General features: G+C 69.2%; 13 protein-coding genes. 12 read left to right on the top strand and 1 reads right to left on the bottom strand.

Going from position 1 to position 13,623, the window contains the following annotated elements:
- Positions 1-17: 17 nt before the first annotated feature.
- The 4 genes from dnaG to F8566_RS26715 all read left to right on the top strand — a co-directional run bounded on the left by dnaG (position 18) and on the right by F8566_RS26715 (position 4,091).
- Positions 18-1,901, top strand: coding sequence for a DNA primase (gene dnaG / locus F8566_RS26730; protein ID WP_151564479.1), 1,884 nt, complete (start codon positions 18-20; stop codon positions 1,899-1,901).
- A gap of 71 nt (positions 1,902-1,972) precedes the next feature.
- Positions 1,973-3,118, top strand: coding sequence for an RNA polymerase sigma factor RpoD (rpoD, locus tag F8566_RS26725; RefSeq protein ID WP_151564750.1), 1,146 nt, complete (start codon positions 1,973-1,975; stop codon positions 3,116-3,118).
- 111 nt (positions 3,119-3,229) lie between these two features.
- Positions 3,230-3,607, top strand: coding sequence for a hypothetical protein (locus tag F8566_RS26720; protein ID WP_225993561.1), 378 nt, complete (start codon positions 3,230-3,232; stop codon positions 3,605-3,607).
- Positions 3,608-3,644: 37 nt separating this feature from the next.
- Positions 3,645-4,091 (top strand): YbjQ family protein, encoded by a 447-nt coding sequence (locus F8566_RS26715; RefSeq protein ID WP_151564478.1) that lies wholly within the window; start codon positions 3,645-3,647, stop codon positions 4,089-4,091.
- Positions 4,092-4,160: 69 nt separating this feature from the next.
- Here F8566_RS26715 and F8566_RS26710 read toward each other — a convergent pair whose 3' ends face one another.
- Positions 4,161-5,420, bottom strand: coding sequence for a molecular chaperone DnaJ (locus F8566_RS26710; RefSeq protein WP_151564477.1), 1,260 nt, complete (start codon positions 5,418-5,420; stop codon positions 4,161-4,163).
- A gap of 282 nt (positions 5,421-5,702) precedes the next feature.
- Between F8566_RS26710 and F8566_RS26705 the strand changes: the two genes are divergently transcribed.
- From F8566_RS26705 to F8566_RS26670, 8 genes are all read left to right on the top strand, one after another.
- The gene (locus tag F8566_RS26705) at positions 5,703-6,278 is read left to right on the top strand and encodes a TerD family protein (protein ID WP_151564476.1); all 576 of its coding nucleotides are present in this window, start codon (positions 5,703-5,705) and stop codon (positions 6,276-6,278) included.
- Between the two features lie 96 nt (positions 6,279-6,374).
- On the top strand, positions 6,375-6,953 hold the full coding sequence (locus F8566_RS26700; protein WP_151564475.1) for a TerD family protein: 579 nt from the start codon (positions 6,375-6,377) through the stop codon (positions 6,951-6,953).
- A 70-nt stretch (positions 6,954-7,023) separates the two neighbouring features.
- Positions 7,024-8,109 (top strand): DUF475 domain-containing protein, encoded by a 1,086-nt coding sequence (locus F8566_RS26695; protein WP_151564474.1) that lies wholly within the window; start codon positions 7,024-7,026, stop codon positions 8,107-8,109.
- Between the two features lie 80 nt (positions 8,110-8,189).
- Entirely contained in the window at positions 8,190-8,771 is a 582-nt protein-coding gene (locus tag F8566_RS26690; protein ID WP_151564748.1) for a TerD family protein, read from the top strand.
- A 200-nt stretch (positions 8,772-8,971) separates the two neighbouring features.
- A complete protein-coding gene (locus F8566_RS26685; protein WP_151564473.1) occupies positions 8,972-10,129 on the top strand; it encodes an HpcH/HpaI aldolase/citrate lyase family protein in 1,158 nt (385 codons plus the stop codon).
- Positions 10,130-10,161: 32 nt separating this feature from the next.
- Positions 10,162-11,583, top strand: a complete 1,422-nt coding sequence (locus tag F8566_RS26680) for a phosphoribosyltransferase family protein (protein WP_225993559.1) — start codon at positions 10,162-10,164, stop codon at positions 11,581-11,583.
- Positions 11,580-12,728, top strand: coding sequence for a cysteine protease StiP family protein (locus F8566_RS26675; protein WP_225993558.1), 1,149 nt, complete (start codon positions 11,580-11,582; stop codon positions 12,726-12,728). Before F8566_RS26680 ends, F8566_RS26675 begins: the two co-directional genes overlap by 4 nt.
- Positions 12,725-13,597 (top strand): HAD family hydrolase, encoded by an 873-nt coding sequence (locus tag F8566_RS26670; RefSeq protein ID WP_225993557.1) that lies wholly within the window; start codon positions 12,725-12,727, stop codon positions 13,595-13,597. Before F8566_RS26675 ends, F8566_RS26670 begins: the two co-directional genes overlap by 4 nt.
- Positions 13,598-13,623 lie beyond the last annotated feature (26 nt).

The following is a 13,623-nucleotide window of genomic DNA, read 5'->3' as shown; positions in this document are numbered from 1 at the left end:
ACATTAGACTCGCCGCCGTGGCAGGCCGGATTCGTAATGAGGACATCGCGCTCGTACGGGAGCGATCACCCATCGCCGAGGTCATCGGCGAGTACCTCCAGCTCCGGAGTGCGGGCGGGGGCAACCTCAAGGGGCTGTGCCCGTTCCATGACGAGAAGTCGCCGTCGTTCAACGTGACGCCCGCCCGCAATCTCTACTTCTGCTTCGGCTGCGGCGTCGGCGGCGACGTCATCAAGTTCGTCCAGGAGATCGATCACCTGTCGTTCTCGGAGGCGGTGGAGCGGCTCGCGGCCAAGGCCGGGATCCAGCTGCGGTACGAGGAGGGCGGGTTCACGCCCCGGCAGGACGGCGGGCAGCGGGCCCGGCTGGTCGAGGCGCACAAGGCGGCGGCGGAGTTCTATGCCGAGCAGCTGAACGGCGCTGAGGCGATCATCGGCCGGAAGTTCCTGTCGGAGCGGGGATTCGAGGCTTCGGACGCGGCTCACTTCGGGGTGGGGTTCGCGCCCCGGGAGTGGGAGGGGCTGGTCCGGCACCTGCGCGGGCGGGGCTTCGCCGACAAGGAGCTGATCGCGGGCGGGCTGGCCAAGGAGGGCCGGCGGGGGCCGATGGACCGCTTCCGGGGGCGGCTGATGTGGCCGATCCGGGATCTGAGCGGGGACGTGATCGGGTTCGGTGCCCGGAAGCTCTACGAGGATGACGACGGGCCGAAGTACCTCAACACGCCCGAGTCGCCGATCTTCCACAAGAGCTCGGTGCTGTACGGGGCGGACCTGGCCAAGAAGGAGATCGCGCGGCGGCGGCAGGCCGTGGTCGTCGAGGGCTACACCGATGTGATGGCCTGCCATCTGAGCGGGATCCCGACCGCCATCGCCACGTGCGGGACGTCCTTCGGAGACGACCACATCAAGATCCTCCGGCGGCTGCTGATGGACCAGGACGAGTTCCGCGGTGAAGTGATCTTCACGTTCGACGGGGACTCGGCCGGGCAGAAGGCGGCGCTGCGGGCGTTCGCCGACGAGCAGAAGTTCGTGACGCAGACGTTCGTGGCCGTGCAGGCGGACGGGCTTGATCCCTGTGACCTGCGGATCCGTCATGGCGACGCGGCCGTCCGCGACCTGGTCGCCTCCCGCCAGCCCCTCTTCGAGTTCGCGGTGCGCAGTGCCATCTCGCAACACAATCTGGACACCGCCGAGGGGAGGCTGGCCGCCCTGGACGCCGCGGCGCCGGTCGTCGCGAAGATCAAGGACCGGGCGCTGCGGCAGATGTACGCGGTCAGCCTCGACCGGTGGCTCGGCATCATGGACGAGCAGTTCGTGATGCGGCGGGTGCGCGAGCTGGCGGCGCGGGAGCACGGGAAGCGCAACGGGCGGCCGGGCGGGGCGCCCGGGGGGGACAACGCCGCGGCCGAGCGACCCGCGTACGACCCGAACGACCCCGAAGTGCAGCGTGAGCGGGAGCTTCTGAAGATCGCGGTGCAGCGCCCCTCGCTGCTCGGGCCGGTCTTCGACGGGGTGCCGGCGGACGCGTTCATCGCGCCCCCGCACGCCGCCGTCCGGGAGGTCATCACTGCGGCTGGTGGTGTCACTGTGGTGGCCGGGGCGGCCGAATGGGTCGCCCTCCTCCATGAGCACGCGCCAAATGACCAGGTCAGGGGCCTTATTACCCAGCTTGCGGTGGAACCGACACGGTCCGCACAGGAATCGGATGACCGTTACGCGGTGGAACTACTTGCCCGAATCCAGGAACGCCAGCTCACACGCATGATCGCCGACGTGAAATCTAAACTCGGACGGCTGAATCCGGTCGAGCAGGCCGAGGAGTACAACAAGCTCTTTGGCGATCTTGTTGCGCTTGAGCAGCAGAGACGAGAGTTGCGCGAGCGCGGGCTTGGGTCCCAGTAAGTCAAGAGACCGCAAAATGGGTCCTGTGATCTAGGGCCTCATTGACGCAGACTGTCCCCGTGGGCCCTTCGGTGCTGCCTAGCGAGGCGCCATCGGTTGATCAGGTGGCAGACCTTGTCGCACGTGGCAGAGAACGCGGCGGTGTGACCGTCGATGATGTCGCTGCTGCACTCGATCGCTCCGACTTGCCGGACGATTCCTTGGAACGAGTTGTCCGGATGCTCGCAGAGCAGGGGGTAGAGGTTCTCGAGTCTCAACAGGAGACCGAGGACGTCACGCGAGCGGACGAGGGAGACCTCGGCAAGCGGGCGCCGACGAGCGACCTGGTCAGGATCTATCTGAGAGAAATCGGTCGCGTACCGCTTCTCACGGCAGAAGATGAAGTCGAACTAGCAAAATCGATCGAGGCGGGATTGTTCGCCGAGGAGAAGCTGGCGCACACCGCCATCCTCTCCCGGATGGAACAACTCGACCTCGAACTGCTCGCCCGCGATGGAGTGCGGGCGAAGCAACGCCTGATCGAAGCCAACCTGCGGCTGGTGGTGTCCATCGCCAAACGGTACGTGGGACGAGGAATGCTCTTCCTCGATCTGATCCAGGAGGGGAATCTCGGACTCATCCGTGCGGTCGAGAAATTCGACTACACCAAGGGATTCAAGTTCTCGACGTACGCCACCTGGTGGATTCGCCAGGCGATCACGAGAGCGATCGCCGACCAGGCCCGGACGATCCGCATTCCGGTGCACATGGTGGAGACCATCAACAAGCTGGTCCGGGTGCAGCGTCAGCTCCACCAGGACCTCGGCCGGGAACCGACGCCCGAAGAGATCGGCCTGGAGATGGGGCTCTCGCCCGTCCGGGTCGTGGAGATCCAGCGGATAGCCCAAGAGCCGGTGTCCTTGCAGTCGCCCATCGGAGAGGAAGACTCCGACCTGGGTGACTTCATCGAGGACGCGGACGCCGTCGTGCCGATCGAGGCCGCGGCGTTCATCCTGCTTCAGGACCAGCTCGAGGACATCCTGGGGACGTTGTCCGATCGGGAGCAGCGCATCATCCAGCTGCGCTTCGGCCTGACCGACGGGCATCCGCGGACTCTCGAAGAAGTCGGCCGCGAGTTCGGTGTGACACGGGAACGCATCCGCCAGATCGAATCCAAGACCCTGGCCAAGCTGCGTCACCCGTCCCGCGCGCAGATGCTCCGGGAGTACCTGGACTGACAACACGGATCAGTACGGCACAACTCAACACAGCGGCTCTCCGCCGTGATCGCACGATCGCCACCCCGGTCGCGTGATCACGGCGGAGAGCCGTTTCATAGGCTTCCCTCCATGACAGCAGACTCCCCGCAGGCGACAGGGCAGGCACCGTCGATCGACGGACGGCGGTTCCGTGCCGTCGCCGACGTGGTCGGGGGCGAGATCGTGCCCGAGACGCTCTTCACCTACCACGAGAGCGACGGCGAGATCTGGGCCGAGTACGCGGGCGGCGCGATCCGGCGGGGTCATCTCGTCGGCACTCGTACGGGCGACACCCTCGACTTCCGCTACAGCCAGCTCAACGCCGACGGTGAGACCAACAACGGGCACTGTGTGTCCGTCATCTCGACCCTGCCCGACGGACGGCTGCGGTTGGACGAGACGTGGGAGTGGGAGTCGAAGCCCGGTTCCGGGGTCAGCGCGGTGGAAGAGGTGTCAGAAGGGTTCTGACAGCACATTTCCGGCGTCGTTCCATTACCTTGGGAGCATGCTGATCGTGACGACTGACGGACTGGCCGGGTACGAGATTCGTTCCGTTCTCGGTGAGGTCCTCGGGGTGGCCGTCCAGACCGATCAGGGTCTGCCGTCAGGGCAGTCCTCGAGTAGCGCGACGTTCCGTGTGACGGGTGAGCAGCCGGGAGTGGGCCTGGCGGCGACCCGGCGCGAGGCCGTGGACCGGCTCGGCCAGGAGGCTCATCGCAAGGGCGCGAACGCCGTCGTGGGCATGTGCTTCGACACCGTGCAGCTGGCCGGGGGAGGACACGAGGTCTGCGCGTACGGCACCGCCGTGTGGGCAGAAGCGGCGAAGTCCGTCGCCGCCCAGCCGCAGTCCGCCACCATGCCGAAGCAGAGCGGCCAGCCCGCCCCGCAGCCGGGCGGCCCGCCCATGGCCGCGCGCAACCTCACGATCGGCCTGCACGACCGCCCCCGCTGACGAAGTCCCCCGGAGCAGGTTCAGAGAGAATCAGGTCAGAGAGAAGCCGGGGTCAGAGAGAAGCCGGGGTCAGATTCCGGCGGCGCGTTCGGCGCGGATGCGGGCCACCACGTCACCCGCGGCGGTCTTGATGGCCTCCAGCTCCTGGAGGTACGACCAGTAGTCGGGGTGGGGGCCCGTGAGCCGTTTGGGGGCCGTTTCGAGCCGTTCGACCAGGCCGTCCAGCACCCGCGCGTGCTGCGGCGCGGGCCCGCCGGGCTGGGCGATCGCGAGCTTCTGCGCGTCGCGGACGACGAACCGGGCCGCCTCGGCGGGCGCCGCCGGGTCGGTGCGGACGGCGTCCAGCTCCCTCACCCGCCCGGTGACCTGACCGGCCCGGCGGTCGGCCGCGTTCAGCTCGGTGCGCGCCGCGGTCAGGGCCTGCTGCGCCCTCTTCCACTCGTTCTGGGACAGCAGCGCGGACGCCTCGTTCAGCCGCTCCCGGGCACGCGTCACGCCGTCCTCAATGGCCTCCGGCGCACCCTTGAGGTCCTGCCAGCACGCCTGCGAATAGCCGACGAGCAGCTTCTTCATCGCCTGGCGTACGGACTCGACGCGCCCCGCCACCACGTCCACGCGCGTGCGGACCGAGGCCAGGGAGTTGCGCACCTTCTCGCCCAGGCGGGGCAGCTCCTCGGCGGCCTCCTGGGCGCGCGCGGCGATACGGGCCACCTCGTCGGCCTTGTCCATCGCGCCGGACAGCCCGAGCCCGCCGAGCCCCTGAGAGCCGAGCACCGCCAGCCCCTCCTTGGCCTTGGCCAGCTCCGCCTCCGGATCCGACACGTCCATGCCCGCCTTCTGGGCGGCCGCGATGGCGGCTTCGGCGGCGGCGACGGCGTCGCGGGCGGCGGCCAGCCGCGGTGGCAACTGGTCGAGCGCCGTCTCCAGCCGCGCCATCTGGGGCGTCAGCCGCTCGGCGAAACGGTTGAGATCGCCCGTGATCTTACGGAGCCGGTCGCCGACGGCCAGGAAGGCGCGGCGGGCGGCGTCGTACTCGGCCAGCGAACGGTCCGCGGAGTCCAGGTCGTGGGCGTCCACGACGTCGATGTAGCCGATGGACGCGGCGTCGGCGGTGTCGTTCAGCCGGTCGAAGTCCCTGCGGGCGGCGGCGCCGGCGGCCTGGTCGAGATCGGTCAGCACCGTGACCCGGCCGTCGATGTACTTCTGCGCCTGGTCCATGTCGTAGAAGGCCGCGGCCGCGTCCTGCTTGGCCTCGACGGCCGCGGCGCGGGCCTGCGCCTCGCGCCCGGAACCCCGGCCACGGCGGCGCTGATCGCCCGGTCCCCGCAACGCTGCCTCCCTTTCCCGCCTTGCTCGCTCTAGTCTCGCTCAGGCCGACCGCTGAGTTCACCTCCACAGGCCGGGCAATGTGCATCGGATCGCTCTTTCTCTGACGGTCTGGTCGATCTGGTGGACCAGAGTCGGTCCATGTGGCCAGAGTCAGTCCGTGTGGGGCAGAGGCGGTCCGTGTAGGGCAGATCGGTTCATAGGGAACGGATAGCATCACTTCCAGCGTCTTTATTGCGAGGCGTCGTGAGGCGCCGTCATGAAGCGAGCGATCTTGGAGGCACTGTGGGTGTCAGTCTCAGCAAGGGCGGCAACGTCTCCCTCACCAAGCAGGCCCCCGGGCTGACCGCGGTGACCGTCGGTCTCGGCTGGGACCTGCGCACCACGACCGGCACCGACTTCGACCTGGACGCGTCGGCCCTGGTACTGGACACCAGCGGCAAGATCGTCTCGGACCAGCACTTCGTGTTCTTCAACAACCTCCGCACGCCGGACGGTGGCGTCGAGCACACCGGCGACAACACCACCGGCGCCGGCGAGGGCGACGACGAGCAGATCAAGGTCAACTTCGGCGCCATGCCGCCGGAGGCCGAACGCGTCGCGTTCGCCGTGTCGATCTACGACGCCGACACCCGGAGCCAGAACTTCGGCCAGGTGCGCAACGCGTTCATCCGCGTGGTCAACCAGGCCGACAACTCCGAGCTCGCCCGGTACGACCTCACCGAGGACGCCTCCACCGAGACGGCGATGGTCTTCGGCGAGCTCTACCGCAACGGCGCCGAGTGGAAGTTCCGGGCCGTCGGGCAGGGGTACGCCTCGGGTCTGGCCGGCATCGCGATGGACTTCGGCGTCAACATCTGACCGCCCGCCCCCGACGCACGAGTCCCGACGCACGAGACCTGGGACACACGAGACCCGGGCGCACGAGATCAGAGAGAGCCAAGGAGCAGCGCGATCATGGGAGTATCGCTCGCCAAGGGCGGCAACGTCTCGCTGACGAAGGCCGCGCCCGACCTCACCGCCGTCTCGGTGGGTCTCGGCTGGGACGTGCGCGCCACCACCGGCGCGGACTTCGACCTGGACGCCTCGGCGCTGCTGCTGAACAGCAGCGGCAAGGTCCTCTCCGACCAGCACTTCGTGTTCTTCAACAACCTGCGCAGCCCGGACGGCTCGGTCGAGCACACCGGCGACAACCTGACCGGGGAGGGCGAAGGCGACGACGAGGTCGTCAACGTCGACCTGGCCAAGGTGCCCGCCGAGTGCGAACGGATCGTCTTCCCGGTGTCGATCTACGACGCCGACAACCGCGGCCAGAGCTTCGGCCAGGTGCGCAACGCCTTCATCCGCATCGTCAACCGGGCCGACAACAACGAACTCGCGCGATTCGACCTGACCGAGGACGCCTCGACCGAGACCGCCATGGTCTTCGGCGAGCTCTACCGGCGCAGCGGGGAGTGGAAGTTCCGCGCTGTCGGCCAAGGGTACGCTTCAGGTCTGGCCGGTATCGCCGTGGACTTCGGCGTGAACGTCGGTTGATCAGCGTCGATCAGCTCCTGCCTGTCCAGGTCGGTCAGCGCCAGTCACCCCGCCTAGCAGAAACGCATTCATGATTCTTCGCACCTTCGGGTGGTCCTTCGGGGTCACCGCCGCCGGCCTGGTCGCCGCGTTCTTGTACGACGGGCCGGCCGCATTCGCCCTCGTCGCCATCCTGGCCGTTCTGGAGATCTCGCTCTCGTTCGACAACGCCGTGGTCAACGCCAAGGTGCTCGAACGCATGTCGCCGTTCTGGCAGAAGATCTTCCTGACCATCGGCATCGCGATCGCGGTGTTCGGCATGCGGCTGGTGTTCCCCCTGGCCATTGTCGCGATCACCGCCGGGATGAGCCCCTATCAGGCGTTCGACCTGGCACTGAACGACGAGAAGGCCTACGCGCACGCCCTCGAGTCGGCCTATCCGATGATCGCCGCGTTCGGCGGGATGTTCCTGCTGATGCTCTTCCTCGACTTCGTGTTCCAGGAGCACGACCACCAATGGCTGGCCTGGCTGGAACGCCCCCTGGCCCGGATCGGCAAGCTCGACCAGCTGGCGGTCGTCATCGCGGGCACCGCGCTGGCCCTGGCCGGCGGCTATTTCGCCGACAACCCCGGCGAAGTGATGATCGCCGGCGTGCTCGGCATGATCACCTACATCCTGGTGAACGGGCTCGGTGAGCTCTTCGAGGGCGCGGGGGATCTCGACGAGGACGACGAGAACGTCAAGAAGGGCCCCAACGGGCTGGCCGTGGCCACCGGCAAGGCCGCGTTCTTCCTGTTCCTCTACCTGGAGGTCCTGGACGCCTCGTTCTCCTTCGACGGCGTGATCGGCGCGTTCGCGATCAGTACCAACCTGATCATCATCGCGCTGGGCCTGGGCATCGGCGCCATGTACATCCGGTCGCTGACGGTCTTCCTGGTGCGCAAGGGCACGCTGCACGAGTACGTCTACCTGGAGCACGGCGCGATGTGGGCCATCGGTGCGCTGGCGGCCTGCATGCTCATCAGCATCGGCCACCACGTGCCCGAGTGGATCACCGGCGGGCTCGGCGCGGGTCTGATCATCGCCGCGTTCGTCAGCTCCCTGATCCGCAACCGCAACGGCGACGCCGGGGACGAGGCAGCCCCCGACAAGCAGCTGCACTCCACCGGAGTGTGAGCACCGAACATGTAGTCATCCGATGGCCCCCGAGTCCAAGACCCCGCGTGTGACCCAACTCATCACCAAAGGAGCGGATGATGTCGATCTCACTGCAGAAGGGGCAGAAGGTCTCCCTTGCCAAGCCCGGCGGGGGCACTCTCACGCGTGTCAAGATGGGGCTGGGCTGGGACGCGGTCGCCAAGAAGGGCCTGTTCGGCAAGAAGGGCAAAGCCCAGTCGATCGACCTCGACGCGTCCTGCCTGCTCTTCGACGCCAGCGGCAACCTCGCCGACACGGTGTGGTTCCGCCAGCTGCGCAGCAAGGACGGCTCGGTGCTGCACACCGGCGACAACCTCACCGGCGAGGGTGAGGGCGACGACGAGGTGATCAACGTTGACCTGCAGAGCCTGCCGGCCAACATCACCCAGCTGGTGTTCACCGTCAACTCGTTCACCGGGCAGGACTTCTCGCAGATCGAGAACGCGTTCTGCCGCCTGGTGGACGAGGGGACGGGCCAGGAGCTGGCGCGTTACGACCTGAGCGGCTCAGGCCAGCACAACGCGCAGATCATGGCCAAGGTGTCGCGGGACGGCCAGGGCTGGTCGATGACCGCCATCGGCGCCATCGCCACCGGCCGGACGGTCCAGCATCTCGTCCCGGCGGTCACCCCGCACCTGTAGGCCGCCTGCCTGCGGGAGTGCCTGCCCTGTGGGTGCACCCACGTGCAGGCTCACCTTGACAAACAGTGGTGGGAAAGCACCGACGGGCATCATTTGGTGTTCGTCGGTGTTTTTCGTATGACCGAATACCCGCGTACCACCACATACCCTGGATATCGTGCCCGCGTGCGGGCCCGACGATGGGGAAGGACCCAGCGTGCATGCGGCACTTTGACCACATCGACACCGCGGACCGGAAGCATCTTTTCTATCGGCAGCCCCGCCGCTTCGACCGGCACGCCGACCCCGAAGTGCTGGCGGTCGCGCTGGGCGCCACCCTCTACAGCCCGGCCACCCGGCCCACCCTCGCCGACGACGTCACCAAGGCCCACCGGCGCGGCGTGATCAGCATGGTCATCTGCCTGGAGGACTCGATCGGGGACGCCGACGTCTCCGCCGCCGAGGCCAACGCCGTCGAGCACCTGCGCCGCGTGCACGCGGCCGGGTCCGACGCGCCGCTGCTGTTCGTCCGGGTCCGTACCCCCGAGCAGATCGGCGACCTGGCCGCGCGGCTCGGCGACGCCGTCGAGCTGGTCAGCGGATTCGTGCTGCCGAAGTTCACCGCCGCGAACGGCGAGGCCTTCCTGGACGCGCTCGGCGAGACCGCCGAACGCACCGGCCGGCGCCTGCTGGCCATGCCCGTGATCGAGAGCCGGGAGGCGGTCTACCGGGAGACGCGCGCCGAGCTGCTCCAGGACGTGGCGTTGCTCCTGGCCAAGCACCGGGAACGCATCCTCGCCGTCCGGCTGGGCGCCACCGACATGTCCTCCGCGTACGGGCTGCGGCGGCCGCCGGACCTGACGATCTACGACATCCAGCCGGTCGCCGGGGTGATCGCCGACGTGGTCAACATCCTCGGCCGCGCCGACGGCACGGGATTCGTGGTCACCGGTCCCGTCTGGGAGTACTTCTCGGCCGGTGAGCGCATGTTCAAGCCCCAGCTGCGGCAGTCGCCGTTCGAGGCCCAGCGGGCCGCGCCGCTGCGCCAGCGGCTGATCACCTCCGACCTCGACGGGTTGATCCGCGAGGTCCATCTCGACAAGGCGAACGGCCTCACCGGAAAGACCGTCATCCATCCGAGCCATGTCGCGGCCGTGCACGCGCTCTCAGTGGTGACCCACGAGGAGTACTGCGACGCCGCCGACATCCTCGGCGTGGCCGGGGGCGGTGCGATGGCGAGCTCGTACGCCAACAAGATGAACGAGGCCGGGCCGCACCGGGCCTGGGCCGAACGCCTCATGCTCCGCGCCCATGTCTTCGGGGTGGCGGCCGAGGACGTCACGTTCGTCGAGCTCCTCGACGCGGCGGGTGGCCGGTGAGCGCCGGCGCTGAGGCTTGGGCCGGAGAGTGGGTGTCGCGCCGGTTGGACGTACGCCTGGTCGACGGCGAACGCCCCGCCGGGGTCGGTTTGAGCGATCTGGTGGGGCTGGCGGTGCGGCGCAATCCGCGGCGGGCGCATCTGCTGGTGTCGGCGGTGCTCGGCAAGCATGTTCCGACCGATCCGCGGCTGGTGTACGGGTCGGGGTTGCTGCTGGGCGATCTGGTGAGGGCACGGCTGAACGTGCGGCAACCGGACGGCCTGAACGAGCGGCAGCCGAGCGGGCCGGACGGGTCCGCCGGGCGGGACGGCGGAGACGAGTCGATCGACCTGGGCGGACTGCTCGCGGAGGCCCTCAAGGGACGTCCGGGCGCCGCCGCCGCGTTGCGCGATCGTATGCGGGCGCCGCGTACACCGGTGGACGCCGTGGTCCTGGGCTACGCCGAGACCGCCACCGCCCTCGGGCACGCGGTGGCCGACGCGCTCGGCGGGGCCTACTACCTGCACTCCACGCGGCGCCCCGTCGCGGGCTTCGCCACGTACGGCGGCTTCGAAGAGGAGCACAGCCACGCCACCAGCCATCTCCTGCTGCCGGCCGACCCCGCGGCGGCCGGGGCCGAGGTGCCGATGGTGCTGGTGGACGACGAGCTGTCGACGGGCCGCACGGTGCTCAACACGATCCGTGCGCTCCACGCCGTACGGCCGCGGCGTCACTACGTGGTCGCGGCGCTGGTGGACCTGCGCGACGACGAAGACCGGGCGCGCATGCACGACCTTGCTGACGAGCTGGACGTGCGCATTGATGCCGTTGCCCTCGCGAGCGGTCGGGTCGAGCTTCCCGACGGGATCCTGGAAACCGGCCAGACTATCGTCGCCGAGCTTGAAGCCGTTCGCAGCGAGCAGCAGGTCGCTCGGCGGGCGGGACGACCGGTGACGCGAATCGATGTCGCATGGCCTGCGGGGCTCCCTGACGGCGGGCGGCATGGATTCACGCCTGGGCATCGGGATCTCTTGGAGAAGAGACTGCCCGACATGGCGGCGCGTCTCGTTCCGGCGCTGGCGGGGTGCGGGCGCGTGCTGGTGCTCGGCTTCGAGGAGCTGATGTACGCGCCGCTGCGGCTGGCTGAGGCGCTGGCGGACGCTCTCCCGGACGTGGCCGTGCGGTACTCGACGACCACACGTTCGCCGGTGCTCGCCGTGGACGATCCGGGCTACGCGATCCGGACGCGGCTGGCGTTCCCCGCCCACGACGATCCGGCGGACGGGCCGGGGGAGAGGTACGCCTACAACGTCGATGCGGGGTCCGACGCCGCTGCGAGGTTCGACGCGATCGTGCTCGTCATCGACGACGTCGCCGACACGGCGGCGCTGGCGGACGGGCTGCTGGCGGAGCTGAGCGCCCTGGCGCCGGTGTCCGTCGTCGTGATCCCGGCCCTGCGGAAGGGGGACCTGTGACCGACGTCCTGCCTGCGCCGCTGTACGGACCGGACTTCGGCAGTTACGCGCCCGCCGATGTCGCCTGGCTGCTGAAGGACTTGTCGCACGTACGGCTGGAAGCGCCCACGGAGGAACGCGAGGCCGCCATCCAGGCCGGCCGGGCCCACTACGCCGAGTCCCTGCCGGTCGAATACCAGCCGGGTGAGGCGTACCAGCGGCTCTTCCGCACCGCCCTCGAAGCGTCGGCCGAGCGGCTCGCGTACGCGGTCGGACTGATCTCCGAGCTGATCCTGGCCGAGCGCGGCCCGGACACCGTGCTGGCCTCGCTCGCGCGCGCCGGAACGCCGGTCGGGGTGCTCGTACGGCGCTGGGCGCGGTTCGCGCACGGCCTCGACCTGCCGCACTACGCGATCAGCATCGTGCGCGGCCGCGGGATCGACGCCGTGGCGCTGCGCTATCTCGCCGCGCACCACGACCCGGCGACCGTGATGTTCGTGGACGGCTGGACCGGCAAGGGTGCGATCACCCGCGAGCTCACCGCGGCACTGGACGAGCACGCCGCCGCGCATCCCGGCGAGCGCTTCTCCGACCGGCTCGCGGTGCTGGCCGACCCGGGCCGGTGCACTCCGGTGTACGGGACGCGCGACGACTTCCTGATCCCGTCGGCCTGCCTCAACTCGACGGTCTCCGGGCTGGTCAGCCGTACGGTCCTGAACGACCGGCTGATCGGGCCCGGGGACTTCCACGGTGCGAAGTTCTACGCCGAGCTGGCGGACTCCGATGTGTCGGAGCTGTTCCTGGACACGATTTGCGCGCGCTTCGGGGCCGTTGCCGAGCGGGTGGCCAAGGACGCACCCGATCTGCTCGCCGCCGACCGTACGCCGGACTGGTCGGGCTGGGACGCGGTACGCCGGATCGGGCGCGAGCACGGCATCGACGACCTCAACCTGATCAAGCCCGGAGTGGGAGAGACCACCCGGGTGCTGCTGCGCCGCGTTCCCTGGAAGGTCCTGGCCCGCGCCGACGCGGGCGACGACCTGACGCACATCCGCCTGCTCGCCGCCGAACGCGGCGTCCCGGTGCTGGAGGTGGAGCCCGGCGCGCTCCCGTACGCCTGCGTCGGCCTGATCCACCCCAGCTTCGGAAAGGGAGCCGTTCAGTGACCCTGCTGGTCTGCTCGGACCTCGATCGCACGTTGATCTACTCGGCCGCGGCGATGAGGCTGGCGGGGCCCGACGCGGCGCTGCCCCGGCTGCTGTGCGTGGAGCTCTACCAGGCCGCGCCCCTCTCGTTCGTCACCGAGACGGCCGCGCGCGGGCTGGAGCTGCTGGCGTCCACCGCCACCCTCGTGCCGACGACGACGCGCACGCCCGAGCAGTACGCGCGGGTGCACCTCCTGGAAAAGCCGCCGGAGTACGCGATCTGCGCCAACGGCGGCCATATTCTCGTGGACGGCGTCGACGACCCCGAATGGTCCGCGCAGGTACGCGCACGCGTCGCCGAAGGCCGCGCGGGGCTCGACGAGGTGCACGACCACCTCGTCCGGGTCGGCGGCGACTTCGTACTGAGACTGCGTACCGCCGCCGATCTGTTCGCCTACGCGGTCGTCGACCGGGCGGCGCTCCCCGCCGGCTGGATCGCCGACCTGACCGGCTGGTGCGCCGAGCGCGGCTGGCGCACCTCGCTCCAGGGGCGCAAGGTCTACTGCCTGCCCGAAACCCTCACCAAGGCCGACGCGGCGGCGGAGGTGGCCCGCCGGACCGGCGCCGAACTGACGCTCGCGGCCGGCGACTCGCTGCTGGACATCGAACTCCTCGAGTTCGCCGACGCCGCGATCCGGCCCGCGCACGGCGAACTGCACGACACCGGCTGGAGCTCGCCCCGCACCACGGTGACCGCCGCCACGGGCATCGCCGCCGGTGAGGAGATCGTCGACTGGCTGCTGGACCGCACCACCGAGACAGATCCCCTCCCAGAGCCGCTCCCGGACACCCTCGCAGAGACCTTCCCAGACGCCCTCACGGAGGCGTGAAACGCTCACGGAGGGTGTGACGTGCT

The sequence above is a fragment of the Actinomadura rudentiformis genome, assembly GCF_008923185.1.
GTDB classification, from domain to species: Bacteria; Actinomycetota; Actinomycetes; order Streptosporangiales; family Streptosporangiaceae; genus Spirillospora; species Spirillospora rudentiformis.
This window is presented reverse-complemented; position numbering and strand designations above follow the sequence as displayed.

Excerpts from the sequence above, each read along its gene's own strand:
- F8566_RS26720 (WP_225993561.1), top strand. The coding sequence starts at position 3,230 with ATGACAGCAGACTCCCCGCAGGCGACAGGGCAGGCACCGTCGATCGAC.
- F8566_RS26715 (WP_151564478.1), top strand. The coding sequence starts at position 3,645 with ATGCTGATCGTGACGACTGACGGACTGGCCGGGTACGAGATTCGTTCC.
- F8566_RS26700 (WP_151564475.1), top strand. The coding sequence starts at position 6,375 with ATGGGAGTATCGCTCGCCAAGGGCGGCAACGTCTCGCTGACGAAGGCC.
- F8566_RS26695 (WP_151564474.1), top strand. The coding sequence starts at position 7,024 with ATGATTCTTCGCACCTTCGGGTGGTCCTTCGGGGTCACCGCCGCCGGC.
- F8566_RS26690 (WP_151564748.1), top strand. The coding sequence starts at position 8,190 with ATGTCGATCTCACTGCAGAAGGGGCAGAAGGTCTCCCTTGCCAAGCCC.
- F8566_RS26685 (WP_151564473.1), top strand. The coding sequence starts at position 8,972 with ATGCGGCACTTTGACCACATCGACACCGCGGACCGGAAGCATCTTTTC.